The following is a 26,853-nucleotide window of genomic DNA, read 5'->3' on the forward strand; positions in this document are numbered from 1 at the left end:
TTACTTACTCGTGCCTCAGGCATGTGTTCTTAACGATCAGCAACCCGTTGCATGCGCAGATAACCCCAGCAGGGTTACCGAATAGTTAACGCTTGGTCGCTTTGTTCGACAACTCTTGCCGGAAGGCCTCGACCAAAGCGGCACGATCCGATCCCGTCTCCTCGGCCAGTCTTCGCAACCCGAAGCTGACATGCGCCATTTCCTGATAGTAACTGGTAAAGCTGTAGTTGATTGCCGCCCCCGTGACCGCCCCCAGCACCGGAATGGTCTGCGCGGCGAGCTTTTGGCCCAGCACCAAGGCCAGCTTCGGGGCCACCTGTTTGATGACGCCGTGCAGCGTCGCGCCGGTGACGCTCAGCCGGAGGGTCAGAAAGTTGAGGTCGGTGCTGTCATCCTCGGCCAGCGGACCAGCCGAGGCGAAGACCTGCAAGCATTCCGCCCGTGTGTCGGGATGGGTTGTGTCGAAACCATGTTCCTCGGCGATGGTCTGGATGGCGCGCAAGATAACGGTGGTGGTCACCGGCAATTCGGCCAACGCGGATGGCAGCCCGCCGAACCCGCCAGCAGCCCCTGTGCCCATCGTCAGCGCACGGGTCATCCACTGACCCGAGTCCGGCACATTGGCGCGGGTCTTCGCCGCCGCCTCGAAGCTGAACTCCAAGGCCTTGATCGTCGCCCCATCCAACCCGTCGCGCGCGCCTTTCGGCAAGTTATCCAGCAGGCCTTCCGCCTTCGCGCCCAGTGCGTTCAAAACTTTCAACCCGATCCCGCGCGCGTTGCGGTAACGGGCGGCAAGATGCTTGATTTGCACGTCCAAAGGGGGGGCAGCGGGTTTGATCGGGGGCAAAATGGACTGGTTCATCCCCTTTAAGTGCTGCCCGTCGGCGCGTTTTTCAAGGAGGACACCACGCCGCGCACGTCTTTCCAATCCCAAAGCCCCAGCACACGGTCCGGGTTTGTGGGCGGTGGCATTTCGACCCCGTCGAGTTTTTGAAAGCCGAATTTTCCGTAATACGGCGCGTCGCCGACCAGCAGCACCCGCTTCCAGCCAAGCATCTCGGCGCGGGCCAGACTGTCGCGCACCAAGGCCCCGCCCAGCCCCTCGCCCTGACGCGTCGGGTGAACGGCCACAGGGCCAAGCAAAAGCGCACCATGCGCCCCCACGCGGATCGGCCAATAGCGGATGGCACCGCCGATAATGCCCGCCTCGTCGCTAGCGACCAAAGACAGCTCCGGCACCGGATCGACCCCGTCGCGCAAGCGGTAGGAGGACAGCGCAGTACGTCCGGGCGCAAACGACAGATCGTATAGCGCCTCGACCGCCCACCAGTCTTGCGGAGTCTCAACCCTGAGTTCCAATTGCCCTGCCCGTTTTTGTCCTTTCGGTGCAGTCTACATGGCGCTACCCCTTGGGCAACCAAGAAGGAGCCATTTGCAATGTTCTACCGCCCCGAAGACGGCCACGGCCTGCCGCATAACCCCTTCAACGCCATTGTGACGCCACGGCCCATCGGCTGGATTTCTACGCGCGGGTCTGACGGCTCCGAGAACCTCGCGCCCTATTCCTTCTTCAACGCGGTGGCGTATGTGCCGCCGCAGGTCATGTTCGCCTCGACCTCGGCCAAGCCGGACCGCGACGGCACCAAGGACAGCGTGGCAAACATTCGTGACACGGGGGTGTTCTGCGTCAACGTGGTGGAATACGCCGCGCGCGATGTGATGAACGTGACATCCGGCCCGTGGGACAAAGAGGTGGACGAGTTCGCCAAGGCGGGGATCGAGCGGGTCCAGTGTGACACCATCCCCTGCTCCCGCGTGGTGAATGCCCCTGCCAATCTGGAGTGCAAACTGACCCAGATCGTGCGGCTTCCCGGCGAGGCGAATTTCGCCGTTTTCGGGGAAGTCATCGGCGTGCATATGCGCGATGACTGCATCAAGGATGGCATGTTCGACGTGACCACCTTCCAGCCTTTGGCACGGCTGGGATACAAGGACTACACCTATGTCAAAGACGTGTTCAGCCTTAACCGTCCGGGTGAGTAAACACGCCAATAGCCCCGAGCCGCCGGAATGCGGCGCGGGGTGGTGAGACATCTCTATCTGGGGAAAAGCGCCCTCAAATCGGGTCGCTGGATACATAAATGGCGGCGCCGCCTGTCGCGGGTTGAGCCAGACAGGGGCGTTACCCCCTGCATCTTGAACGCATGCGTCATGCAGATTGCCCCATAACAGAGGCCCTGAATTCCACGAGCTATGTTCGACGTCGAGGGGCAGGTTTTACCCGCCCCCCGTTAATCTTTCGCTACGCAAGCGCACGGTGCCTAATGCCCGCCCGCCATAACGCCGGTTTTGACCGAGTAGTTCACGGCGATCTCGTAGTCGGGGTCGTCGTCGCTGTCGATCATCAGCTGGCCCGCCTTGGTCAGCAACTGGTGGCAGTCGCGGCTGAGATGGCGGAGGTGGACGGACTTGCCCTCTGCCTCGTATTTGCCAGCGATGGCTTCGATGGCCTGCAAGGCCGACTGGTCGGCCACGCGGCTGCGGGCGAAGTCGATGATGACCTCTTCGGGGTCGTCCATGGGCGTAAACAGCTCCGAGAACCCTTCGGCAGAGCCGAAGAACAGCGGGCCTTCGACCTTGTAGACCTTGGTACCGTCCTCCATGATTTCGGTCTCGGCATGGATGCGGCGGGCGTTTTGCCACGCATAGGCCAGCGCCGACACGATGACGCCCACAACCACCGCAATGGCAAGGTCATACATCACCGTGGTGATGGTCACCAAGACGATCACGAACGCATCCAGACGCGGCACCTTGCGCATGATGTTGAACGAGTTCCACGCGAATGTCCCGATCACCACCATGAACATCACGCCAACCAAGGCGGCCAGCGGGATCTGCTCGATCAGCGGCGAGGCCACCAGAATGAACGCCAGCAGAAACAGCGCCGCCGCGATACCCGCCGCACGGGTGCGGCCGCCGGATTTTACGTTGATCATGGATTGCCCGATCATCGCGCAGCCGCCCATGCCGCCGAAGAATCCGGTCACCGTGTTTGCCACGCCTTGAGCCACACATTCCTGCGACGCGCCACCGCGCTTATTGGTCATTTCGCCTACAAGGTTCAGCGTCAGCAGGCTTTCGATCAGACCAATGGCCGCGAGGATCAGGGCATAAGGGAAGATGATCCACAGGGTCTTGAGATTGAACGGCGCCAACATGTCGCCATAGAGGCCCGTGCCGCCCTCGCCGCCAAAGCTGAACGGGATGTGGAACGGCGGCAGACCGCCCTTGATAGACGCCAGATCACCGACCCGTGGCACGTCGATCCCGAAGCCGATGACCAGCAGCGCCACGATACCGATGCCTGCCAGCGGCGCAGGGATCAGCGACGTCACCTTGGGCGTGGCCCAGATAATTGCCATGGTCAGAACGGTTAGCCCCAGCATGATCACCAGCGGCCACCCCGTCATCCATTGCCCGCTGGCAATACCATGACCGCCGCTCGTGGCGGTGCCGGGCACCTGAAACTGGCTCATCTGTGCGAGGAAAATAACGATGGCAAGCCCGTTCACGAAGCCCAGCATCACCGGATGCGGCACCAGCCGGATGAACTTGCCCAGCTTGAAGATGCCCGCCGCGATTTGCAGCAGCCCCATCAGGATCACGGTCGCGAACAGGTACTCGACCCCGTGCGCAGCAACCAAAGCGACCATGACCACGGCCAAAGCACCCGTCGCACCGGAGATCATCCCCGGACGCCCACCGATACAGGCCGTGATCAGGCCCACGATGAAGGCCGCATAGAGCCCCACCAGCGGGTGAACCCCTGCAACGAAAGCAAAAGCCACAGCTTCCGGCACCAAGGCCAGCGCCACGGTCAGGCCGGACAAAATTTCGATACGCCAGCGCGCGGCCCCCATGGGGCCGGAGGGCGCAAGGCTCAACTCGTTCAATATCGGATTTTTGGCGAGGGACGCCATCAGCTTGTTGGTCACGCTGCTGCCTCTTGTTCAGGTCACATATGTCTTTGAGTTGCGGGCCTGTTAGCGCACACAGTCACGGAATGCACGGAATACTTGAGCATACGGTTGCGTGATCTGGCGTCCGGTGCATTTCCATCCGCTTAACCTTCCGCCAATATGCCCCGAACTGATGCAATTCACGAATGAAGGACAGCAAATGGCAGATACGATGATCGGTGTGATCGGCGGCTCCGGCCTCTACGAGATCGACGGGCTTGAGGGCGCTGAATGGCAAACCGTCGAGACCCCGTGGGGCACCCCGTCCGACGCGATCCTCACCGGCACGTTGAACGGCGTGAGTATGGCGTTCCTGCCCCGCCACGGGCGCGGCCATGTGCATTCGCCGACCACCGTTCCCTACCGCGCTAATATCGACGCGCTGAAGCGGCTGGGGGTGACCGATGTCATCTCCGTCTCCGCCTGCGGGTCGTTCCGCGAGGAAATGGCGCCGGGTGATTTCGTCATCGTGGACCAGTTCATCGACCGCACCTTTGCCCGCGAAAAGTCCTTCTTCGGCACAGGCTGCGTGGCCCATGTCTCGGTCGCGCACCCGACCTGCCCCCGTTTGGGCGCGGCGTGTCTTGAGGCGGCCAAAGACACCGGCATAAATGTCCACAACGGCGGCACCTATCTGGCGATGGAAGGCCCGCAATTCTCGACCTTGGCCGAAAGCAAAATGTACCGCGACAGCTGGGGTGCGGATGTGATCGGCATGACCAACATGCCCGAGGCCAAGCTCGCCCGAGAAGCCGAGCTTTGCTACGCAAGCGTCGCCATGATCACCGACTACGACAGCTGGCACCCCGACCATGGCGAGGTCGACGTAACGCAGATCATCGCCACCTTGATGGGCAATGCCAGCAAGGCGCGCGACATGGTTGCCAAGCTGCCCGCGCTGCTAGGATCAGAGCGCGCGCCCTGCCCCCATGGCTGCGACCGCGCGCTGGAATATGCGATCCTCACCGCGCCGGAGGCCCGTGATAAAACCGTGATGGCCAAGCTGGATGCGGTTGCGGGCCGCATGATTTAAATTCAAAAACAAACACTTGCAGGCGCAGCATGCAATTCACGTCTGCGCTTGCCTTACCTGTGGTAAACTCTCCCTATCAAGACAATAGCGAGGGAATTTAGAATGGACACAGCAGCCATCAAGCTTGTGCAATCCAAGCTCAAGGAAATGGGGCATTACTCCGGCCGGATTGACGGCGACCGGGGGCCCAAAACACATGCCGCCGTCAAGAAGGGCATTCCACAGATCGGCGGCACCCCGCCCGCAGGTTGGAAAGACCTCAGCGGCAAACGCCAGTCGATCATGTTTCTGCAACTCTACTGCCATTCCAACGACATCGACGCCGGCACCGTCGACGGCTTTTGGGGGCCGCAGACATCATGGGCCGCCGACGCGCTGGACGAGAAACTGCAAAACGGCTTTGTCCACGCATGGCGTGACGTAGAGCCGATCGAGGCCAACCCGCACCAGTTCCCCAAGCAGTCCCAGATGACGAATTTCTACGGGCCCCACGGCATCCCAGGTGGACGCTCCCCCGAACTGGTATCGGTCCCCTGCCCGTGGCCATTGAAAATCGCCTGGAACAAGTCGCAGCGTCGATCTGGCTTCAAGGTGCACAAGAAGGTGGCCGACAGTCTGGGCGAGATCGTCGAGCGGGTGCATGACCATTACGGCCTCAAGGAAATCGAACGCCTCGGCTTCGATCTGTTCGGCGGCGATTATAACCCGCGTAAAATGCGCGGCGGCAGCAGCTGGTCCACCCATAGCTGGGGCATCGCCATCGACTTTGACCCTGAACGCAACCGCCTGAAATGGGGCCGTGGCCGCGCCAGCTTCGCCCACCCCGACTGCGCCGACTTCTGGGAAATCTGGGAACGCCAAGGCTGGACGTCGCTGGGCCGCGTCAAGAATTTCGACTGGATGCATGTTCAGGCCGCGCGCTTGGGTTAAAGGCTTTTAACCACGGCAACGCTAAGGTATCCGGAGATGCACGCAATCTCCGGAGCCGGTCATGCCAAACACCAAGCAGGTCAAAGACTATATTCGCACCATCCCGAACTTCCCTCATGAGGGGATCATGTTCCGCGATGTCACCACCCTGTTTCTGGACGCCCGCGGGTTTCGCATGGCGGTAGACCAGTTGCTGCACCCCTATGCGGGCATCCGGTTCGACAAAGTGGCAGGGCTAGAGGCGCGCGGCTTCATCATGGGCGGCGCTATCGCGCACCAGTTATCCACGGGCTTCGTGCCGATCCGCAAGAAGGGCAAACTACCCGGCAAGACCATCGCGCAAAACTATCAGCTCGAATATGGCGAAGCGACGATGGAGCTGCACGAGGACAGCCTGCAGCCGGGCGAAAAGGTGCTTCTGGTCGACGATTTGCTCGCCACAGGCGGTACCGCCGAGGCTGGCATCAAGCTGATCGAAAAGCTCGGGGCCGAAGTCATCGGATGCAGTTTCATCATCGACCTTCCCGATCTGGGTGGACGCGCCAAGCTCGAAGCGATGGGCCAGGATGTCCATGTGCTGTGCGAGTTCGAAGGCGACTAACCCGCTCCTCCCCCCATCATTGCTTCCAAAATACCTCGGGGTGTGGGGCAGAGCCCCACTAATTTCACCGCGTGTGGGGCAGAGCCCCACTAATCTCCCTACCCCGTCACCACCGCGCCGGGGTTCATAATACCGTTCGGATCCAACGCCGCCTTGATCACCCGCATCGCCGCCAGCTTTGTCGGGTCGCCATAGCGGTTCAGGTCATTAACCTTGAGCCGTCCGATCCCGTGCTCTGCCGAAAACGAGCCTCCCATTTCCACCGCCAGATCATGCACGATCCGCTTCACCTCAGCCCGCTGGTGGTCGTGATCCGCCCGCGACTTCCCCTTTTGTGGAAATACGTTGTAATGCAGGTTGCCGTCCCCCACATGGCCAAAGCAATTGATCCGGAAATCGTCGACCCGCGCCAGCGCCTTGCCCGCACGTTCAATAAATTCGGGGATGCGCCCGACCGGAACCGACGTGTCATGCGACGAGACCGAGCCGATCCGGCGGTTCGCCTCCGGAATGCTCTCACGGATGGTCCAGAACGCCTCCCGCTGCGCGCCGGATTGCGCAATCACGCCATCACTCACCAAACCCCGTTCCGCTCCGGCTTCAAACAATCGCTCCAGCGCCCGCGACGGCTCCACTCCCGCGACACAGCCGACATCAATCAGGACCATCCACTCCGGTGCTTGCTCGAAAGGCACGCGGACATCCGGCCCGACCTCGCCTAGGAAATCCAGCCCCATATGGTTGATCAACTCGAAGGCCGAGACCTGGTGCCCCAGCAGATCCCCCGCCAAAGTCAGCAGATCAAGCGCGGCCTGCGGGTCCGGCACAACCATTAACGCGGCCCCCTCGCCTGCGGGTTTCGGGAACAGTTTCAGCGATGCTGCGGTGATAACCCCCAGCGTCCCTTCCGCCCCGATCATCAGGTGACGCAGGTCATAGCCGGTGTTGTTCTTTTTCAGCCGCGACAGCCCGTTCAGGATCGCGCCGTCCGGCAGCACGGCTTCCAGCCCGACGCATAAATCCCGCGCATTGCCGTAGCGCAGCACATTCACCCCGCCTGCATTTGTGGACAGGTTGCCGCCAATCCGCGCGGATCCTTCGGAGGCCAGCGACAGCGGAAACACGCGGTTGACCGCCTCGGCGGCGTCCTGAACCGATGCAAGGATCGTTCCCGCCTCGGCCACCAGCACATTCTCGTTTGGAAACACGTCACGGATTTTGGTCATCCGCTCCAGTGACAGGATCACCGGCACAGGGCCGCTCTCCAGCACTTGTCCGCCGACAAGGCCGGTCCCACCACCATAGGGGATAATTCCGACCCCTGCCGCAGCACAGGCCCGCACCACCAATGCGACATCCTGCGTGCAATCGGGCGCAATCAGGAAGCCGTCGCCCCCGTGATAGCGCCCGCGAGGCTCGTGCAGGTAGGCGTCGGTCAGCTCGCGAAACGCGGCTTCGGGAAGTTTCGAGGTCAGCTCTGCCCGCAGGGCGTCAGTCACAGAATTCAGCATGGGGTCTTTATTGCGCGGCTTCTCGACAAGGGAAAGCTCATTCAATCGGGGCCCGCAAATAGGCAGGCCGCAAGGTGATCACAGTGGGCCGCTTTGGCAGCGTGCGCAGCGATATCTCAAGCGAACTGTCGCGGCGGCGGTCGATGGCAAACGCGTCCGACATGCCGGCCACGAACCGCCCCAAAGAGCCATCCGCCCACCAATGCATCGGGATCACCACCGAGGATTTCAGCCGTTTCAACACCTTCACCATAGTCGGCAAATCCAGCGTCAGCCCGCCATCCACGGGGGCCATCACCACATCCAGCCGCCCCAATGCCGCATATTGCGCCAGATCCGGCTCGTGATGCAAATGCCCCAGATGCCCGATGCACAGCCCCGCCACCTCGAACACAAAGATGGAATTACCATCCTCCTCCACATCGCCGGAAAACTGCCCGCGAATATCCGTCGACACATTGCGCACCAGCATCTCGCCTAGGTCCAGATGATGCTCCTGCTGCCAGCCGCGCAGCACGTATTTGATGCGCGGATCAGGGCTCGGCGTCCAATGGCTGGAATGGGCGTGGTTCATCGTGACGACATCCGGCACAAAGTCCCGCACGCCGAAAAATCCGGTGTAGTCAGTGGCCGCCGTCAGCCCGCCCGACGTCTCCAGAATAAATGTGGCATGGGCAATGTAGCTGAGCCGAACTGTATAGTCGTCCAGCGCCTCCCCGAACGCCGCGCGATGCATATATTCGATCCCCGGCGCTTTGGCCAAGGCAATACAGTGGCTCGGCCTGCGGTCCTGAGCCAGTGCCGCAAGCGGCATCATCAAAAAGAGAAGTACCCATCGCATAGCCCAAAGCTAGGGCATACGCTGCTCTGGGCAAAATCAAATGGTCTTCATCTTGGCAAAAATATTCAAAATCCCAAGCCGGCAACTGCTAGCCAACGTCCGTTTTGCCCCGACGGTCGCCGCGCAAATTGGCGAACAACACATGATTGCGCCAACGCCCGTTGATCTGCAAATAGCTCTGCGCGACACCTTCATACTTGAAACCCGATTTCTCCAGCACCCCGCGCGACGCGGTGTTTTCCGGCAAGCACGCCGCCTCGATGCGGCTCAAATCCAGCGTCGTAAACGCATAATGCACCAGACCGAGGATGGCTTCCTGCATATAGCCGTGGCGCGCATAGTGCTGGCCCATCCAATAGCCGAACGTCCCCGCCTGCGCAGGGCCGCGCCGGATGTTGTCCAGCGTGATCGCGCCCAGCAGTGTCTTGTCCTCACGCCGCTCCAGAAACACCGGAATGGCATTGCCGTTATTCACGGAGCGCTGCGCCCAGTAGACGCGGTTGGTAAAGCTTTTGCGGGTCAGATGATCGGACGCCCAGGACGGCTCCCAAGGAGTCAGGAATTCGATCGACGAGGAGCGCAGCGCCGCCCATTCGCGGTAATCGCCATGCGCAGGCAGGCGCAGCGTCATACGTTCCGTCTCGATACGGACCTTACGCTTGCGCCCCAACATCACGCGGCAAGCCTGCGGGCGACATGGGCCAGATCGCGGGCTTTTTCCACCGGACCATACAGGGCCATAGCCGCTTCGGCTCCGGCCAGTTTTTCCGCAAAACCGCGTACCTGTGTGACATCGACCGCATCAATCCTGGCGATGGTCTCCGACAAGGGCGGCACGCGGCCCCAGATGCCGACCAGCCGCGCCAGACGCTCGGCCCGCGACGACGGGCTTTCCAGCCCCATCAGCATGCCCGCTTTCATCTGCACACGCGCGCGGTTCACTTCCGCCTCGGACATATCCCCCGCGGCGCGTTTCAACTCGTCCACCGTGATATCGGCCAATCCGGCGATATCGTCGCCGGACGTACCCGCATAGACGGTCATCATTCCGGTGTCGGAATAGCTGCCGATAGAGCTGTAGATTGAGTAACAAAGCCCCCGCTTTTCACGCACTTCCTGAAACAGGCGCGAGGACATGCCGCCACCGAAAGCAGAGGCAAAAACCTGCGCTGTATAGAAATCATCATCACGATATCCCGGCGCTTCGAGCGCCAAGGTGAAATGCGCCTGCTCCAGCGCTTTCACCTCACGCCGTTCACCCGCGGCAAAACTGGCATGTTCCGCCGTCAATGCGGCGCCTTGCGCCATGTCGCCAAACATTTCCTCGGCCATGCGCACGATCTCGTCGTGGTCCACCGCACCTGCCGCCGACAGAATCAGGTTTTGCGGGCCGTAATGCTCCGCCACGAACCCTGACAGGTCGGCGCGGGAGAAGTTCGAGACCCGCTCCGTCGGCCCCAGAATGGTCCGCCCGATGGGTTGCTCCGGATAGGCCGCTTCTTGCAGCCAGTCGAAAATCACATCGTCGGGCGTGTCCAGCGACATGCCGATCTCTTGCAAGATCACGCCGCGTTCGACCTCGATCTCGCGCGGGTCGAACACCGGATGGCGCACGATGTCGCCGATCACATCCATCGCCAGCGGCACGTCGTTTTTCAACACCCGGGCGTAATAAGCCGTCACCTCGCGCGAGGTGTAGGCGTTGATATACCCGCCCACGTCCTCGATCGCCTCGGCAATTTGCAACGCGCTGCGCCGCTTGGTGCCTTTGAACGCCATATGCTCAAGGAAATGCGCGATACCGTTTTGCTCGATACGCTCGTGACGCCCGCCCGCATTGACCCAGATCCCGACGCTGGCGCTTTCCAGCGAAGGCATGTGCTCGGTCACGATGCGGAACCCGTTCGGCAGGGTGGTCAGCTGTTGCGTCATGCGTTGATACGCTCGCGGATCAGGGCTTTGATCTTCTCGATGTCATTTGGCAATTCGGTCATGCGCTCCTCGCGCTCGAACAAGTCCGACATGCGGTCGGGCAGTTCAGGATGGTGGCCGGACGCAGCTTCCACTGCGGCCGGGAATTTCGCGGGATGTGCGGTGGCAAGCGTGACCATCGGGGTCGCGCCCAGATGGTCCATCGCAACTTTCACACCCACGGCAGAGTGCGGGCAAAGCAGCTCGCCCATCGTCGCGTTGGCGCGGGTGATCATGGCGGAGGTCTCTTCTTCGCTGACACGGCCCGACGCGTAGGTTTCCTTCAGCGCCTCGTAGGCCCCTTGGCTGACCTTGAATTCGCCGCTGGTTTTCAGCGTGTCCATCTGGTCCGACACCGCAGCACCATCTTGACCGTAGGCATAGAACAAGGCGCGCTCGAAATTCGACGACACCTGAATGTCCATCGACGGGCTGATCGACGGCTTTACGCCGTCAGTAGTGTAGGAGCCGGTTTCCAGCGTGCGATGCAGGATGTCGTTTTGGTTGGTCGCGATCACCAACTCGCCAATCGGCAGGCCCATTTGCTTGGCGATGTAGCCCGCGAAGATGTCACCGAAATTGCCCGTTGGCACAGTGAAGTTGACCTCGCGATCCGGCGCGCCCAGCGATACGGCGGATGTGAAGTAATATACCACCTGCGCCAGCACCCGCGCCCAGTTGATCGAGTTGACCCCCGCAAGGCGCACCCCGTCGCGGAAGTCGAAATCGTTGAACATGTCCTTGACGGCAGCCTGACAGGTGTCGAAGTCGCCTTCGATAGCCAGCGCGTGGACATTGTCCTCGCTTGGCGTCGTCATCTGGCGGCGTTGCACATCCGAGACGCGACCTTGCGGGAACAGGATAAACACGTCCACCGCATCCAGACCGCGGAACGCCTCGATCGCCGCCGAGCCTGTGTCGCCGGAGGTGGCCCCCACAATGGTCACCCGCTCACCAGAGCGCTTCAATGCGGCTTGGAACATCTGGCCGATCATCTGCATGGCGAAGTCTTTGAACGCCAAGGTCGGGCCGTGGAACAGCTCCAGCAGGTAGTGGTTTGACCCCAGCTGCACCAAAGGCGCGCGGGCGTCGTGGCCGAAGCCTTCGTAGGCCTTGGCGATAATCTCGCGGAATTCGGCGTCAGTGAATGTATCGCCGATGAACGGACGCATGACCGTGAAGGCCACGTCCTCGTAGGACGCGCCGCGCATGGCGCGGATCGCATCATGGTCCAGCGTCGGGACGCTCTCTGGCAAGTACAATCCGCCGTCGCGGGCAAGGCCGGTCAGCATGGCCTGCTCGAATGTCAGGACAGGGGCTTTGCCGCGGGTCGAGATATAACGCATGGGGTGTTCCTTCAAACGGTCCGCTGCCTGATACGCCAAAGCAAAAAGACTGTCATCCCAAACCATATACCTGCGAGCGAAAACCATGTGATCGCATAAGACAGGTGGTCATTGGGGATGCCAGCGCGGCTGACGGGAAGCGGGGTGATTTCGAGGGTGGCAGGTGTTGCAGCGCGCAAGATGAGCAAGACAGGCTCGGTGCCCAGCTTGGCGGCCATGCGGTCGACGTCGCGGGCAAACCAGATGTCGCGCGCCTCGTCCGGCTCGGGGGTGTAGCTATCGACTTCATTGGGCCAGTGGAGGTTGCCGGTCACCGTGACCTCACCTTGGGGCGTGGCGGGCAAGTCATCCGCAATGGGGATGACACCACGATCAACCATAATCGTGCGGCCTTGGGTCGTGAACGGGCTGATAATCCGGTAACCAGCGCCGACTTTCTTTTGGCTGACCAATACGCGAATGCGGTCTGCGCCGAAGCTGCCTGTTGCCTCAACGGGCAGATACAGGTCTCCCTCGCGGTCGAAGCTGACTGGCAAGGCGACGGGCTCAGCCGAGATGCGCGCGTCGATTTCCGACAGCGTCGCTTCCTTCCACGCAAGGCGCTTCACTTGCCATGTCCCGAGGCTCACCAGAATGCCGCAACCGATCAGGCCGAACAGCAAAGGCAGGATCATTCTTTTGGTCATGTTACCTCAATGAAGAAGCGCGAGGGTTTCCCCTCGCGCCTATCGATTTTCTCAGTAGATCGCAGGAAAGCTTAGCCGCCCCAGATATAGACCGCTGCGAACAGGAACAGCCAGACCACGTCCACGAAGTGCCAGTACCAAGCAGCGGCCTCGAAGCCGACATGCTGCTCTGGCGTGAAGTGGCCTTTGTAAGCGCGTATCAGGCAGACCAGCAGGAAGATCGTCCCGACCAGAACGTGGAAGCCGTGGAAGCCTGTCGCCATGAAGAAGTTGGCACCATAGATGTTGCCGGAGAAGCCGAAGGCTGCGTGGCTGTATTCATAGGCTTGGAACACAGTGAACAACGCACCCAGAGCGATCGCCAGGATCAGACCGTTTTTCAGGTCTTTGCGGTTGTTCTCATGGGCCAGCGCATGGTGCGCCCAAGTCGCGGCCGCACCGGAGCAGAGCAGGATCAACGTGTTGATCAATGGCAGGTGCCAAGGGTCGAACGTCTCGATGCCCGCAGGCGGCCATTGGCCGTCAACCGCAGGGCTTAGGGGCCCCATCGGGTACATGGCGTGTTTGAAGAAGGACCAGAACCACGCCACGAAGAACATGACTTCGGACATGATGAAGAAGATGAAGCCATAGCGCAGGCCGATACGCACCACCGGTGTGTGATCGCCTTGTTGGCCTTCGTCGACCATCTCGGACCACCAGCTGAACATCACGTAAAGCACGGTGGCGAAGCCGATCAGGAACAGCCATGGGCCGCCGTCATGCATCCACATCACCGCGCCGGTGAGCATTACGAACGCCGCGAGCGCCCCAAGGAACGGGTTAATCGACGGCGGCAGGATGTGATAGTCGTGGTTCTTGGCATGTGCCATTTTGTTGGGCTCCCTCGTGGTGGGCTTAGTTATATTCAGTTGTTTTTGCGGGCTGCTCGGGTGTCAGGGCCGCTTGCGCGCCCCCGTCTTCGGGCAGGTCGATTTCGTAGAAAGTATAGCTGAGGGTTATTTCCTCGACAAACTTTGCGTCAGGATCGTCGACGATTTCTGGATCGACGAAGAAGGTCACGGGCATCTGGATGCGCTCACCGGGCTGCAAAACCTGCTCGGTGAAGCAGAAACACGCGATCTTGTTGAAGTAGCCACCGGCGGTGAACGGAAAGACGTTGTAGCTGGCCTGACCTGCAATCGGGCGGTCGGTCGGGTTGTAGGCTTCGTAGAAGGCAAGACCCGTCTCGCCGATGCGCACGGTCATTTCCCGCTGCACAGGTTTGAACTCCCACGCCATGTTGGACGACAGAGACCCGTCGAAGCGCACGTTGATGGTGCGCTCCAGAATGGTGTCAGAGCCTGCATCCGCCTGCGCCGTCGTTCCGCCATAGCCTGTGACACGGCAGAACAGATCGTAAAGCGGCACAGAGGCGAAGCCGAGCCCGCCCATGGTCAGCACAACGCCGACCAGCACCGCCATGGTGCGTTGCTTTGGATCGAGCTTGCGCGCCATCAGTTGCTCCCCTCGTCAGGGATCAAGGCCGGGCGGGCCACGTGGTCATAGCCCTCGACGAAGCCGGTGTTTTGCACCTTCACCACGGTCAGCCCGAAGACGATGGCAACGAAACCAACCAGCAACAGGCCCACACCAAGGTTGCGGCCGAAGCGGCGCTTGTGCAGCTCGTGTTCTACTCTGAGTGCCATGACCTCTACCAAGCCCCCATGCCAGCTTTGACCCAGACCGCTTGCAATAGCAGGGCGCAGAAGCTGGCGAATAGATAGACGAGCGAGAAACGGAAGTAAGCCTTCTCGGCGGTATAGATATCGGCCTCGGCGTCGGCTTCCTCGCGCTGCCACAGCTTCCACGCGCCCCAGACGAATTTGGCGTTCAGATAGATCGCTGCGGTCAGGTAGATCCAGCCCCCGATGGAGGTGAAGGCAGCGCCGATGGCCAGCGGGGCCAGAAGCACAGCGTAGATGAAGATTTGCTTGCGGGTCTCGCGCTTGCCGTGGGTCACGGTCAGCATCGGCACGCCCGCATTGGTGTAGTCATTGTTCATAAACAGCGCCAAGGCCCAGAAATGGGGCGGGGTCCACATGAACACGAGACAGAACAAAAGCACGCTTTCGACGGAAACACCGCCCGTCGCGACCGCCCAGCCTATCATGGGCGGGAACGCACCAGCCGCGCCACCGATCACAATGTTCTGCGGCGTCCAGCGCTTGAGCCACATGGTGTAAACGACGGCGTAGAAGAAAATCGTGAAGGCCAGCAAGCCAGCGGCGACCCAGTTGGAGGCCAGCCCCAGCATGGTGACTGAGATAAACGACAGCCACAGGCCCAGCGTCAGCGCCTCGCCCGGCGCGACCTTACCCGACGGGACGGGGCGGTTGGCGGTGCGTTTCATGATGGTGTCGATGTCGTGGTCGTACCACATGTTCAGCGCGCCGGACGCGCCGCCACCCAAGGCGATGAACAGGATCGACACCATAGCAATAAACGGGTGAACGCTGACGGGGGCCACGAACACACCAACGGCGGCGGTAAACACCACCAACGACATCACGCGCGGCTTGAGCAACGCCCAATAGTCGCCGAACTGGCCTTCGCCAGCAGTCGTCCCGATGTTTTGTGTCGCGTCAGTCATGTGGCGTTACACCCAAGAAGAAGAGGAAGCGGTAGGGCGGGGTTCACCCCGCCGCACCTTATTAGTTAGCGGAAGCAACCTGCACGGACAGGGGTGTCCCTGCATATTCTTCAATCGCGCCTTCCAGCCAAGCGTCATACACCTCTTGGCTGACCACTTTCACGGTGATCGGCATGTAGGCGTGGGCTTGGCCGCACAGCTCGGAGCACTGACCGAAATAGATGCCCTCTTTTTCGGCTTTGAACCAAAGCGCTGCCAGACGGCCGGGAACGGCGTCTTGCTTCACACCAAAGGCCGGAATGGTCCACGAATGAATCACGTCCGCGCCTGTGACCTGCATCACGATGGTTTTGTTCACCGGAACGACGACGGCAGTGTCAGTGGCCAGCAGGAACTCGTCTTTGCTGTAGCCCGCTTCGACCAGCTCGGCCTCGACATCCGGTGTCAGGCGGTTTTCGCCCGCACCAATCATGATGCTGTCAAAGCCGAAGCCGTGGTCAACATATTCGTAGCCCCAATACCACTGGTAGCCGGTGGCCTTGATCACGATGTCGCCTTCAGGAATGCGCTGTTGCTTGAACAAAACAGGCACCGAGAACGCGCCGATGATGACCAGAATGATCACCGGAACCATGGTCCAGGCCACTTCGAGCGTTGAATGGTGCGTAAAGGTCGCCGCATTCGGGTTCCGTTTGGCGTTGAAGCGATAGGCACACCACAGCAGCAGGGCCGTCACGAACAAAGTGATCACGGTGATGATCACAAAGACGAACTGGTCCAGCCAATGCAGGTCGCGTGCCAGCTCGGTCACCGCAGGTTGGAAACTCAAGGAAGTCTCGGCATTTGGTTTGCCGATAATTTCCAGGTTATCAAGTGCGGCTTGCGCATGTGCGCCAGTGGCGGTCAATAGGGCCGCGAAGCCAGCAAAAAGTTTTGCAATTCTCATCTGTTGTTCCCGTCGTTGTCAGGGCCGTGCTCTTCGGGCACGGCTCCCCCGCTTGCGTCTGGCCTGTGAGAAACCATATTACCATGCAAGGGGCAAGCGCCGACACCAACAAAGCGCCACGATGCCGCACACAATTTTGCGCTAAATCAAGGGAATCACCAATGACCTCCGCTAACGCCGCCCCGTTTCGCCCGTTCGAGACCATGTTGGACCAAGACCGCGCGCTAGAGATTCTCCGCTCGGCGACCGCCGGAGCCGACGATGGCGAGCTATATCTGGAGCGCAAACGCGGTGAGGTTTTCGCCTTTGACGACGGTCGCCTGAAAACTGCCAGCTATGACGCCTCCGAAGGGTTCGGGCTACGCGCAGTGCGCGGAGAGACCGCCGGATACGCCCACGCCACCGAGATTTCGGAACACGCGATGATCCGCGCCTCTGAAACCGCCCGCCTCGCGGTGGGCGCAGGCGGCGGCACGCTGGCCCCTGCGCCTGCGCGCACCAACCGCAAGCTCTATTCCGACATGGACCCGATGGAAGGCATCGCGTTTTCCGCCAAGGTCGACACCCTGCGCGAAATCGACGCCTTCGCGCGCGCGCTGGACCCACGGGTAGTGCAGGTGTCCGCATCACTGGCCGCCTCCCATCAGGAGGTCGCGATTTTGCGGCCCGATGGCACCTTGGTCACCGATGACCGCCCGATGACCCGCATCAATGTCTCGGTGATCGCTGAGAAAGACGGGCGTCGCGAAAGCGGCACGGCTGGCGGCGGCGGGCGCACCATGCTGGACGGGTTGTTGGAGCCATCCCATTGGCAGGGCCTGATCCGCGAGGCTTTGCGCATCGCGCTGGTCAATCTCGACGCGGTTCCAGCTCCTGCGGGGGTGATGGACGTGGTGCTTGGGCCGGGTTGGCCGGGCATCTTGCTGCACGAGGCCATCGGGCATGGGCTGGAAGGCGACTTCAACCGCAAGAAAACCTCGGCCTTTGCGGGGTTGATGGGGCAGCAAATCGCGGCCAAAGGCGTCACCGTTTTGGATGACGGGACGATCCCGGATCGGCGCGGCTCGATCACTGTGGACGACGAAGGCACGCCCTCGGCCAAGAACACCCTGATCGAAGACGGCGTGCTGGTGGGCTACATGCAGGATCGCCAGAACGCCCGCTTGATGGGGGTGGAACCAACGGGCAATGGACGCCGTGAAAGCTATGCCCACACGCCGATGCCACGGATGACCAACACCTATATGCTGGGTGGCGACGCGGAGCCGGAGGCGATTGTGCGTGACCTAAAGGACGGAATTTACGCGGTGGGCTTTGGTGGCGGTCAGGTGGATATCACCAACGGCAAGTTTGTGTTCAGCTGCACCGAAGCCTACCGAGTCCGCAACGGGGTCGTCGGGGAGCCGGTAAACGGCGCCACGCTGATCGGCGACGGGGCGACCGCGCTAAAACACATCCAAGCTATTGGCAACGACATGGCACTGGACCCGGGCATGGGGAACTGCGGCAAGGCGGGCCAATGGGTGCCTGTGGGTGTAGGCCAGCCGACATTGAAAATTGGCAAGCTGACGGTCGGCGGTTCCGCGACCTAAGCGAAACACCGCGGCTGTGAGAATCAGCGCGCCGCTGGACGGCTGCGCGCTCGCTCTTGATAGGCGCAATTTTTATACAATTGTATTCAGTATCTTAGCGGAAATATCTCATCTTATTATCTGCATTCATTTTCCTTTAACTCCGACGCGGCAGAGTGGGCTCACTGATTAGACGGAGCGAAGAATGGCCAGCGACCTGCTGTCTACCCCACCCCCCCTCGCACCCCCAAGACTACAGGGCGATGTGTCCGCTTGGCTTCGTCTGATCAGGTCTCACCGCGTTGGCGTGAGCACTTTTTTCCGGCTTCTGGATGAACAAGGCAGCGCCGAAGCGGCGCTTGAGGCTTTGCCCGGCATCGCCTCTGCCGCAGGTGTGGCGCGCTACACCCCCTGCTCGCCCGAGGCCGCCCAACGTGAGTTGGAACAAGGGGCACAGCTTGGCGCAAAGCTTTTGCTGCACGGCGCGCCGGATTACCCGCAGGCTTTGATGGATCTGGATGACGCACCGCCCCTGCTTTGGGCGTTGGGCGACATATCTTTGGCGAACCGCGCCTGCATTGCGATGGTCGGTGCGCGCAACGCGTCCTCGCTCGGAACACGCATGGCGCAGGGCTTGGCCAACGATCTGGGCAATGCGGGCTACGCCATCAGTTCAGGTCTCGCACGCGGCATCGACACCGCCGCACATATTGCTGCCCTGCCCCACGGAACCATCGCCGTCGTCGCGGGGGGGCTCGACGTGGTGTATCCGCGCGAAAATGCCAAACTGCATGACGACATTGCCAAACAAGGCCTGATCCTGTCGGAGCGCCCGTTGGGCCTGCAACCACAAGCGCGGGACTTTCCGCGCCGCAACCGGATCATTTCAGGCCTCGCGCGAGGCGTGGTCGTCGTCGAGGCCGCCGCGAAATCCGGCAGCCTGATCACCGCCCGCAACGCGCTGGACCAAGGGCGCGACGTCATGGCCGTGCCGGGCCATCCGCTGGATGCCCGCGCTGCCGGATGTAACCTGCTGATCCGCGATGGCGCGACATTGGTCCGTTCTCCGCAAGATGTGCTGGCAAGTTTGGGGCAGCCACAAACGCATGAGGCACCGAAAGCGGCGCTGCGACTGGCCAGCACCTCCGCACACCCGCATGGTGCTGCACATGCGCAAATCCTTGGCCTGTTGGGGCCAACGCCCGTGGCCGAAGACCAGCTGTTGCGCGATCTGAACATTGACGCGGGGGCGTTGTCACCACAGCTCACCCTGCTGGAACTGGAGGGCAGGATCGAGCGTCAGCCGGGCGGCCTGCTCACCCGCTTGAACTAGCGTGTCGGGCGCAGCGCCAAGGCGACACCGCCGAGCACCAAAACACTTGCGAGGGCAAACCGCAGTGTCAGCGCTTCGTCCAGAAACGCGATACCCCCTGCCAAGGCGATAACCGGCACGGTCAGTTGCGCGGTTGCCGCGATCGTGGTCGGGAGTTGGGGCAATACGCGGTACCAAAGGGCATAGCCCAACGCCGATGTGACCGCACCGGAGACTACCGCCGCCATGTATCCCAGCGGCGTGCCCATCGGCAGACCGATCACTACGGCGATGGCAACCATGAACAGCGCCGCGTATCTGAAATTGCGCTCCGTGCGCAGCAATGGCGCAGCCGCACTGCGCCCGACCAAGGTGTATACACCCCAGCCCACGCCGGCGGCGGCCATCAGTATCGCCCCCCAGACATCCGGAGCTTCACCGCCGACGGGCCAAAGCAACGCGGCGAGGCCGGAAAACGCGATGCCACATCCGATGTAGCGGAGCGCGGGAATGCGCTCGCCCTTGATCGCTGCGGCGGCGAACATGGTTATTTGAACGACACCGAACAGAATCAACGCCCCCACGCCAGCCTCCAACGTCACATAGGCCAGCGAGAAGCCGAGCATATAGACCAGCAAAGACGCTGTGCCGATCAGGCTGCCCGTCTCAGTGACAGGTTTGCGCCGAACCCAGATCAGGAGCAGCAACATCAGGGCCCCACTCCACAGACGAAGCATGGCGAAGTCCAACGGCTCCATCCCGCCCCGAGACACGCCCAGTTTGTTGAGAACGGAGTTGGCGGCAAACGCCACCATCGTGAGAGCTGTGAGAAGGAAAAGACGCATGCGGGACGCATAGGCCGATTAGTGCGGAATGGGAATTCACGAAAAAAGAAAAAGGGCCGCCCAATGAAGGGCAGCCCTAGGTACATCAGACGGTTTGGTTCTCGGCAACGTTTGTCGAAGCGAAAAGCCTTCCCCTCTCGTGACAAAGGCCCCCACGAGGGAGGCCTTTGCACTGACGGATACGCCCTTTTGCCTTTGGCAAAAGGTCTTACATCATGCCGCCCATGCCGCCCATGTCGGGCATGCCGCCGCCGGCACCGCCGCCGTCTTTCGACGGTTTGTCGGCAACCATGGCTTCCGTGGTGATCAGCAGCGAAGCGATAGACGCCGCGTCTTGCAGAGCAGTCCGAACCACCTTGGCAGGGTCGATCACGCCGAATTTGAACATGTCGCCATATTCTTCGGTTTGAGCGTTGAAGCCGAAAGTCGGGTCGCTGGACTCGCGGATTTTGCCAGCCACAACCGCGCCGTCGACGCCAGCATTCTCGGCGATCTGGCGCAGAGGTGCTTCGATCGCTTTGCGAACGATGTTGATCCCGACGTTCTGGTCGTTGTTCACGCCTTCCAAACCTTCAAGGGTCTTGGACGCCTGAACCAGAGCAACACCACCACCGACAACGATACCTTCTTGCACGGCCGCACGGGTCGCGTTCAACGCATCGTCAACGCGGTCTTTACGCTCTTTGACTTCGGTTTCAGTCATGCCGCCCACGCGGATAACAGCAACACCGCCTGCCAGTTTGGCAACGCGCTCTTGCAGCTTCTCGCGGTCGTAGTCGGATGTGGTTTCTTCGATTTGCTGACGGATCTGGGACACGCGTGCCTCGATCTCGGCTTTCTGGCCTGCGCCATCGACGATGGTGGTCTCGTCCTTGGTGATCTGAACCTTCTTGGCGGTGCCAAGCATGTCCATGGTCACGGACTCGAGCTTCATGCCGAGGTCTTCGGCAATCACTTGGCCACCGGTCAGGATTGCGATGTCTTGCAGCATGGCTTTGCGGCGATCACCGAAACCAGGTGCTTTGACAGCAGCAATTTTCAGACCGCCACGCAGCTTGTTCACAACCAGAGTTGCAAGGGCTTCGCCCTCGACATCTTCAGCAATGATCAGCAGGGGCTTGCCGGATTGAATGACAGTTTCGAGCAGCGGAACCATAGGCTGCAACGACGAGAGTTTTTTCTCGTGCAGCAGGATCAGGCAGTCTTCCAGCTCGGTTGTCATTTTCTCGGGGTTGGTCACGAAGTATGGCGACAGGTAGCCGCGGTCGAACTGCATGCCCTCGACAACATCGGTTTCTGTTTCCAGGCCTTTGTTTTCCTCGACGGTGATAACACCCTCGTTGCCGACTTTCTGCATCGCGTCAGCGATTTGGCGACCGATTTCGGTTTCGCCGTTTGCAGAGATGGTCCCGACCTGAGCAACTTCGTCGCTGTCATTGACAGGGCGTGCAGCTGCTTTGATCGCTTCGACGACTTTGGTAGTCGCCATGTCGATGCCGCGCTTCAGGTCCATCGGGTTCATGCCCGCGGCAACCGATTTCAGACCTTCTTGCACGATGGCTTGGGCCAGAACCGTAGCGGTTGTGGTGCCGTCACCAGCTTCGTCATTGGTACGCGAGGCCACTTCTTTGACCATTTGTGCGCCCATGTTTTCGAACTTGTCTTCCAGTTCGATTTCCTTGGCCACGGATACACCGTCTTTGGTGATGCGCGGTGCGCCGAAGGATTTGTCCAGAACCACGTTGCGGCCTTTCGGGCCCAGCGTGACTTTGACAGCGTTGGCCAGAATGTTGACGCCTTTCAGCATCTTGTTCCGGGCTTCGGTGTCGAATTTGACGTCTTTAGCAGCCATTTTCATGTGCTCCTTAAAATTTTAGTTGGATCGAAAGCGTAGGGCGGGTTTGCAACCCACCTTCCAAATCAGGACAGGATGCCCAATACGTCGCTTTCTTTCATCATCAGCAGCTCTTTGCCGTCGACGGTGACTTCCGTGCCGGACCATTTGCCGAACAGGATTTTGTCGCCTTTTTTGACGGCCATGGGGATCAGCTCGCCCGAGTCCTTACGCGCACCTTCGCCAACGGCAACAATAATGCCCTCAGCAGGTTTCTCTTTTGCGCTCTCTGGGATGATCAAACCACCTGCGGTTTTCTCGTCGCCTTCAACACGTTCTACAAGAACGCGGTCGTGAAGCGGTGTTAATGCCATCTGTTGGTGCTCCTTAGCTCCAATGTTACGTCCATGGCTCCGTTTGACCGGAGCCGTTAGCACTCACCCAATGCGAGTGCCAACGACGGATAGCTAAGGAGCAGAGCGGTATGAGTCAACCACTGCATCCAAGAAATTGTCATGAATTTCAGACGGCAAGATCACCGAAGTCGGCAAGACCCTTCTTGCCCTGCGTCGACAGGTCGTAAACGCCTTTGGAAACCTTCTCGAACCAGCCGTAATGATTGTCGCGCATCACCCGTGTGGCGGTCGGTACTTCGGCCCATTCGGCCACCTTCGCCCCCTTGGACGCGCCATGCACCGCCAAGAACCGCGCACAGCGGATTGCGTCCTGCCGATACGCCGTAATCAACCCGTGCCGCGTCGCCCCGCCATCGTTCGGATCACCCACGCGGCGCGCGAATTCCTTCAGCAACCGACCCTTGCGCTTCTTTGATTTGCGGGGGGCATAGGGAACGGGGTCGGCATGCACCTCCACCAGCTTGTCAGACAACCGAACAGTTAAAAGCCCCAACCCGACCCTGCGGCACAGCGCGGTGTTTTCCTTCAACGCCCTTTGAAACGGCTTGCCGGTTTTGCGCGGCACCGCGATGTAAACGTCATCGCTCATCGCCAGCCGCGCCACGCCTTGATGAAACAGGCTCAGCGAAAATGCGGTTTTCAGCTCGACGATCACCGGATCATCACCGCCCCGCACGCCCACGACGTCGCACGCGCCGATCTCGCCCTTCACCTCGTAGCCCTGCCCTTCAAGAAAGGATTTCACCGGCGCGTATAGTTCAGTCTCTTTCGTCATGAGCCGGACGCTACACGGGCCAACAAGGTTTTGCCAAGCACCCGCACCATGGTGTACCATCCGCAAAACACGAGCAGACAATCAGAGCCCCGACAGGAGCCACCCGACATGCTAAGCGCCCCCCTTGCGGCCCATATGGCCTGCGACGCGGCCAAACTGGATTTTTCCCGCATTTTTCGGGGTCAGTTTGCCCTCAGCCAATCCACAGAGTTGAGCCTTGACGGCTACCGCGTGACCGAATTGTGCGAAGACTGGCGTTTGCACCATTGCCGCGCGCTTCCCTATGCCCGCCTGACCGACCAGAACGGCAAGGCTGCGGGCATTGTCCTTGGGATTGCCGTGGATGGCGCGGGCGTGTTGGTCACCGATGGCTACAGGCTGACAGCGTCCTTCGAAGCCTTCGTCACCGATGCAGCCGGGCGCTATGTCGCCTTTGACGCGGCGGGCGCAGTTTACGCCGACCCGACCGGATCAATGGGCGTGGTCTATGACGCGAACACACGCACGGTCGCATCCACCCCCTTGATGTGCTTGAACCGCCCCATCATCGACAACCCCCGCTTTGACGCAGACGCGATTCAAGCAGGGCGCGGCAGCTACGCGCTTGGATTTACCCGCGACACGTTTGTCCGCGGTTTGATGCCGAACCACCGGCTGGACCTGAGCGACTTCTCCCTGACACGTTTCTGGCCGCGCGCAGATGCCACCTATCCCACCGACACGCCAGAGCAGACCATCGCCGCCATGGGACAACGGCTGAGCGACGTCATCGGGGCCGTCGCGAAAGGTCATCCGACCTTACTGCCTCTGACCGGCGGGCGCGACAGTCGCAACCTTGCCGCCGCCGCCAAACCGCATCTGGCGCATATCGTTCAAAGCTACACGTTTGTGTCGAACTGGCAGGGCCAGATCGACGCCGAGGTGGCAGAACAGCTTGCCGAAGCGCTGGCGTTAAACCACCAAACCTATGCCTCGTACATTAACACCGCGCAGGACCGGGACACGCTGCCCCGCCCTGCCCGCAAGCGTCAAAAGATGGCCTACCGGCTGGCAGGCGGCTATGTAGGCGACGCCAACAACGACGTGCTCGACGGTCTGGCGCGCAAGGTGCCAAAGGGCGTGGTGCTGCGTGGCAACGCGATGGAATTGCTGAAAGCCAACCACTGGAAACGCGGCTTGGCCCGCGACGCGGCCCATCCGGACGGCCACGACGCCGATTATGCCACCGAACGGCTGGCGATCCTGCCCGAAGGCGGGGCCACAACCGTGGCGGCGTTCAAGCCCGACTATCTGGCGTGGAAGGCGACATTGCCAGAAGGCGCACAAGCGCTGGCCTATGACTTCGCCTTCGTTGAGAGCCTGCTGCCCGGCTGGCAGCCCAAATTTTATGGCTACACCCGAAACTTCCTGATGAACCCGTTCAGCGATCGCGCGCTGATCGAAGGATGTCTGCGCCTGCCCGTGGCCGAGCGTCAGGCCAACGCCTACAATGATGCGTTGCTGGCCCATCTTGCCCCAGAGTTGTCCGCAATCCCTTTCACGCCGGATGTGAAGCTCGCGCGCACCGCCGCCGCCTAATTCGCCGCATCCAAGCTGGCGTGACAAGCCAAGCGGCGGCTCCTATAAGGCCCGCAAAGACTGCACATATCACGAGGACACTCCCGCAATGACGACTTTTGTTTTTGGCCACAAATCCCCCGACACCGACAGCACCGGATCGCCGCTGATCTGGGAATGGTTCCTGAACCACACTGGCACTGACGCCTCTGCCAAGCTGCTGGGCGAGCCGAACACCGAAGCCGCCTTCATGCTGGAGCGCTGGAATCTGGCCAAGCCGGAAATCATCGACAACGTCGCCGATGGCCAGCCATGCGTGATCGTGGACACCAACAACCCTGCCGAGCTGCCCGCCAACATCAACGGCGCAGACGTCCAAGGCATCATCGACCACCACAAGCTGGTTGGCGGCCTGGAAACGGCTGGCCCGATCGAAATCACCATCCGCCCGCTGGCCTGCACCGCCACCATCATGCACGACCTGATGGGCAAGCACGCCGGTTGCATGCCGGAAAACATCAAAGGCGCAATGCTGTCTTGCATCTTGTCGGACACGCTGGAGTTCCGCTCCCCGACCACCACCGATACCGACCGCGCCTTGGCGGAAAAACTGGCGGGCGAGTTGGGCATCAACATCGCCGAATACGCCTCCGAGCTGTTTGCGGCGAAATCCGACGTCTCCGCGTTTTCGGCGGCCGAATTGCTGCGCATGGACAGCAAGGAATACGAGGTCGAAGGCGTGAAGTTCCGCGTCTCGGTGCTGGAAACAACCAGCCCCAAGATGGTTCTGGACCGGACAGCTGAAATCATGGAAGCGATGCCAGCCGTCGCCGGTGAAGACAAAGTGAACGAGGTTTTGCTCTTCGTCGTGGATATCCTGAACGAAGAAGCCACGATGCTGATCCCCAACGACTTGTCCAAGCGCGTGGCGGAAAAGTCATTCGGCGCGAATGTCACTGGCAACACGGTCGTGCTGCCCGGTATCATGAGCCGCAAGAAGCAGATCATTCCCTCCCTGAAGGTCTGATCCCGCCTCCACACAACCACTATCGGGCGCTGCAATTTACGACCTGCGGTGCCCGACAGAAGTCCGACGGAAAGCCGACAGGTATCCGACACCCAATTTCGAGGCCAAAATGTCCCAGATCATCACCCACCTGTCCGAAATATCCGACCGCTACGACGCGCTGTTCGTGGACCTTTGGGGATGCATCCATAACGGGCTGGAACCCTTTGCCGAGGCCGTCACGGCAATGCAGACTTACCGCGCCAAAGGCGGCAAGGTAATCTTCGTCACCAACGCCCCGCGCCACCGCGGCTCTGTCGCTTTGCAGCTTGGCAAAATCGGCGTGGCCGAGGACAGCTGGGACGCCATCGCCACCTCCGGCGACAGCGCACGGTTTGCGATGTTCAACGGCGCGGTCGGCTCTAAGGTCTATTTCATTGGCCAACCGCATGATCAGACCTTCTTTGATCCGTTGGAAATCGTCGAAAACCCTGTCGCGATTGAACAGGTGCCGCTGGAAGAGGCCGAAGGCATCATTTGTTGCGGCCCTTTCGATCCGCTGGCAGATCCTGACGTCATGCGACCGGAATTTCTTTACGCCAAGCAAAAGGGCCTCAAGCTTCTTTGCGCGAACCCCGATATCGTGGTGGATCGCGGCGAAACCCGCGAATGGTGCGCCGGGGCTTTGGCCAAGCTTTACACCGAGATGGGCGGCGAAAGCCTGTATTTCGGCAAGCCGCATCCACCGATCTATGACCTTGCCCGCCGCAGGCTTGCGGCATTGGGACAGGCCGTTCCGGATGACCGGATTTTATGCATCGGCGACGGCGTGTTGACGGATATCCGTGGTGCGATGGGGGAGGATATTGATTCCCTGTTCATCTCCGGTGGTCTTGCAGCCGCCGAGACGAAAACCACGCACCAGCCTGATCCGGAGGCCCTAAAAGCCTATTTGGAAACGGAAATGTCGTCGCCAACCTATACTATTGGCTACCTGCGTTAGGGCAAAAAAAGCTGG

The 26,853-nt window shown here is 60.7% G+C and carries 27 protein-coding genes; 9 read left to right on the forward strand and 18 right to left on the reverse strand.

The genetic code is table 11. From position 1 onward, the window contains the following. Positions 1 to 85: 85 nt before the first annotated feature. Together BDE40_RS09705 and BDE40_RS09710 are read right to left on the reverse strand one after the other, a co-directional pair. On the reverse strand, positions 86 to 862 hold the full coding sequence (locus BDE40_RS09705; protein ID WP_134014368.1) for an EcsC family protein: 777 nt from the start codon (positions 860 to 862) through the stop codon (positions 86 to 88). 5 nt (positions 863 to 867) lie between these two features. Next, entirely contained in the window at positions 868 to 1,359 is a 492-nt protein-coding gene (locus tag BDE40_RS09710; protein ID WP_134014369.1) for a GNAT family N-acetyltransferase, read from the reverse strand. Positions 1,360 to 1,437: 78 nt separating this feature from the next. Between BDE40_RS09710 and BDE40_RS09715 the strand changes: the two genes are divergently transcribed. After that, positions 1,438 to 2,043 (forward strand): flavin reductase family protein, encoded by a 606-nt coding sequence (locus BDE40_RS09715; protein ID WP_134014370.1) that lies wholly within the window; start codon positions 1,438 to 1,440, stop codon positions 2,041 to 2,043. Positions 2,044 to 2,321: 278 nt separating this feature from the next. Here the strand turns inward: BDE40_RS09715 and BDE40_RS09720 are convergent, their stop codons facing one another. Then, positions 2,322 to 3,998, reverse strand: coding sequence for a SulP family inorganic anion transporter (locus tag BDE40_RS09720; RefSeq protein ID WP_246030408.1), 1,677 nt, complete (start codon positions 3,996 to 3,998; stop codon positions 2,322 to 2,324). A gap of 184 nt (positions 3,999 to 4,182) precedes the next feature. On the opposite strand from BDE40_RS09720, the gene BDE40_RS09725 reads away from it, so the two are divergent. The 3 genes from BDE40_RS09725 to BDE40_RS09735 all read left to right on the forward strand — a co-directional run bounded on the left by BDE40_RS09725 (position 4,183) and on the right by BDE40_RS09735 (position 6,586). Then, positions 4,183 to 5,055 carry an S-methyl-5'-thioadenosine phosphorylase gene (locus BDE40_RS09725; protein WP_134014371.1) on the forward strand — a complete coding sequence of 291 codons (873 nt, stop codon included), beginning with the start codon at positions 4,183 to 4,185 and terminating at the stop codon, positions 5,053 to 5,055. 102 nt (positions 5,056 to 5,157) lie between these two features. Beyond that, the gene (locus tag BDE40_RS09730; RefSeq protein ID WP_134014372.1) at positions 5,158 to 5,985 is read left to right on the forward strand and encodes a M15 family metallopeptidase; all 828 of its coding nucleotides are present in this window, start codon (positions 5,158 to 5,160) and stop codon (positions 5,983 to 5,985) included. A gap of 61 nt (positions 5,986 to 6,046) precedes the next feature. After that, a complete protein-coding gene (locus tag BDE40_RS09735) occupies positions 6,047 to 6,586 on the forward strand; it encodes an adenine phosphoribosyltransferase (protein WP_134014373.1) in 540 nt (179 codons plus the stop codon). 98 nt (positions 6,587 to 6,684) lie between these two features. Here BDE40_RS09735 and BDE40_RS09740 read toward each other — a convergent pair whose 3' ends face one another. From BDE40_RS09740 to coxB, 11 genes are all read right to left on the reverse strand, one after another. Continuing rightward, positions 6,685 to 8,097 carry an FAD-binding oxidoreductase gene (locus BDE40_RS09740; RefSeq protein ID WP_134014374.1) on the reverse strand — a complete coding sequence of 471 codons (1,413 nt, stop codon included), beginning with the start codon at positions 8,095 to 8,097 and terminating at the stop codon, positions 6,685 to 6,687. Positions 8,098 to 8,134: 37 nt separating this feature from the next. Next, positions 8,135 to 8,938, reverse strand: coding sequence for an MBL fold metallo-hydrolase (locus BDE40_RS09745; protein ID WP_134014375.1), 804 nt, complete (start codon positions 8,936 to 8,938; stop codon positions 8,135 to 8,137). An 88-nt stretch (positions 8,939 to 9,026) separates the two neighbouring features. Next, positions 9,027 to 9,611 carry a GNAT family N-acetyltransferase gene (locus BDE40_RS09750; protein ID WP_134014376.1) on the reverse strand — a complete coding sequence of 195 codons (585 nt, stop codon included), beginning with the start codon at positions 9,609 to 9,611 and terminating at the stop codon, positions 9,027 to 9,029. Then, complete coding sequence (locus tag BDE40_RS09755) at positions 9,611 to 10,870, reverse strand: M16 family metallopeptidase (protein WP_134014377.1); 1,260 nt, start codon at positions 10,868 to 10,870, stop codon at positions 9,611 to 9,613. Before BDE40_RS09755 ends, BDE40_RS09750 begins: the two co-directional genes overlap by 1 nt. Then, positions 10,867 to 12,255: a threonine synthase gene (thrC, locus tag BDE40_RS09760; protein ID WP_134014378.1), complete on the reverse strand. Its 1,389-nt coding sequence runs from the start codon at positions 12,253 to 12,255 to the stop codon at positions 10,867 to 10,869. The genes BDE40_RS09755 and thrC overlap by 4 nt, the downstream gene beginning before the upstream one ends. 11 nt (positions 12,256 to 12,266) lie before the next feature. Continuing rightward, a complete protein-coding gene (locus tag BDE40_RS09765; RefSeq protein WP_134014379.1) occupies positions 12,267 to 12,941 on the reverse strand; it encodes an SURF1 family protein in 675 nt (224 codons plus the stop codon). A 71-nt stretch (positions 12,942 to 13,012) separates the two neighbouring features. Further along, positions 13,013 to 13,813, reverse strand: coding sequence for a cytochrome c oxidase subunit 3 (locus BDE40_RS09770; protein WP_134014380.1), 801 nt, complete (start codon positions 13,811 to 13,813; stop codon positions 13,013 to 13,015). Positions 13,814 to 13,838: 25 nt separating this feature from the next. Continuing rightward, complete coding sequence (locus tag BDE40_RS09775; RefSeq protein ID WP_134014381.1) at positions 13,839 to 14,438, reverse strand: cytochrome c oxidase assembly protein; 600 nt, start codon at positions 14,436 to 14,438, stop codon at positions 13,839 to 13,841. Continuing rightward, complete coding sequence (locus tag BDE40_RS09780; protein WP_073142600.1) at positions 14,438 to 14,629, reverse strand: hypothetical protein; 192 nt, start codon at positions 14,627 to 14,629, stop codon at positions 14,438 to 14,440. The genes BDE40_RS09775 and BDE40_RS09780 overlap by 1 nt, the downstream gene beginning before the upstream one ends. A 5-nt stretch (positions 14,630 to 14,634) precedes the next feature. Beyond that, on the reverse strand, positions 14,635 to 15,573 hold the full coding sequence (gene cyoE / locus BDE40_RS09785; protein ID WP_134014382.1) for a heme o synthase: 939 nt from the start codon (positions 15,571 to 15,573) through the stop codon (positions 14,635 to 14,637). A 61-nt stretch (positions 15,574 to 15,634) separates the two neighbouring features. Next, the gene (gene coxB / locus BDE40_RS09790; protein WP_134014383.1) at positions 15,635 to 16,519 is read right to left on the reverse strand and encodes a cytochrome c oxidase subunit II; all 885 of its coding nucleotides are present in this window, start codon (positions 16,517 to 16,519) and stop codon (positions 15,635 to 15,637) included. 161 nt (positions 16,520 to 16,680) lie between these two features. Here coxB and tldD point away from each other — a divergent pair, with 161 nt between their 5' ends. Together tldD and dprA are read left to right on the forward strand one after the other, a co-directional pair. Continuing rightward, positions 16,681 to 18,111, forward strand: coding sequence for a metalloprotease TldD (gene tldD / locus BDE40_RS09795; protein ID WP_134014384.1), 1,431 nt, complete (start codon positions 16,681 to 16,683; stop codon positions 18,109 to 18,111). 184 nt (positions 18,112 to 18,295) lie between these two features. After that, entirely contained in the window at positions 18,296 to 19,423 is a 1,128-nt protein-coding gene (dprA, locus tag BDE40_RS09800) for a DNA-processing protein DprA (RefSeq protein ID WP_134014385.1), read from the forward strand. On the opposite strand, the gene BDE40_RS09805 is transcribed toward dprA, so the two are convergent. The 4 genes from BDE40_RS09805 to BDE40_RS09820 form a co-directional block, all read right to left on the reverse strand. Then, positions 19,420 to 20,247, reverse strand: a complete 828-nt coding sequence (locus tag BDE40_RS09805; RefSeq protein WP_134014386.1) for a DMT family transporter — start codon at positions 20,245 to 20,247, stop codon at positions 19,420 to 19,422. The genes dprA and BDE40_RS09805 overlap by 4 nt on opposite strands. 208 nt (positions 20,248 to 20,455) lie before the next feature. Continuing rightward, positions 20,456 to 22,099, reverse strand: coding sequence for a chaperonin GroEL (gene groL / locus BDE40_RS09810; RefSeq protein ID WP_134014387.1), 1,644 nt, complete (start codon positions 22,097 to 22,099; stop codon positions 20,456 to 20,458). Positions 22,100 to 22,167: 68 nt separating this feature from the next. Beyond that, on the reverse strand, positions 22,168 to 22,455 hold the full coding sequence (locus BDE40_RS09815; RefSeq protein WP_073142584.1) for a co-chaperone GroES: 288 nt from the start codon (positions 22,453 to 22,455) through the stop codon (positions 22,168 to 22,170). A 148-nt stretch (positions 22,456 to 22,603) separates the two neighbouring features. Further along, the gene (locus tag BDE40_RS09820) at positions 22,604 to 23,272 is read right to left on the reverse strand and encodes a DUF2161 domain-containing phosphodiesterase (protein WP_134014388.1); all 669 of its coding nucleotides are present in this window, start codon (positions 23,270 to 23,272) and stop codon (positions 22,604 to 22,606) included. 108 nt (positions 23,273 to 23,380) lie between these two features. On the opposite strand from BDE40_RS09820, the gene BDE40_RS09825 reads away from it, so the two are divergent. The 3 genes from BDE40_RS09825 (at position 23,381) to BDE40_RS09835 (ending at position 26,838) form a co-directional block, all read left to right on the forward strand. Then, positions 23,381 to 24,850 (forward strand): asparagine synthetase B family protein, encoded by a 1,470-nt coding sequence (locus BDE40_RS09825; RefSeq protein WP_134014389.1) that lies wholly within the window; start codon positions 23,381 to 23,383, stop codon positions 24,848 to 24,850. Positions 24,851 to 24,938: 88 nt separating this feature from the next. Next, complete coding sequence (locus tag BDE40_RS09830; RefSeq protein WP_134014390.1) at positions 24,939 to 25,856, forward strand: manganese-dependent inorganic pyrophosphatase; 918 nt, start codon at positions 24,939 to 24,941, stop codon at positions 25,854 to 25,856. A gap of 109 nt (positions 25,857 to 25,965) precedes the next feature. Next, complete coding sequence (locus BDE40_RS09835; protein ID WP_134014391.1) at positions 25,966 to 26,838, forward strand: TIGR01459 family HAD-type hydrolase; 873 nt, start codon at positions 25,966 to 25,968, stop codon at positions 26,836 to 26,838. Positions 26,839 to 26,853: the final 15 nt, after the last annotated feature.

Source organism: Litoreibacter halocynthiae (assembly GCF_004365635.1).
Classification (GTDB): Bacteria; Pseudomonadota; Alphaproteobacteria; order Rhodobacterales; family Rhodobacteraceae; genus Litoreibacter; species Litoreibacter halocynthiae.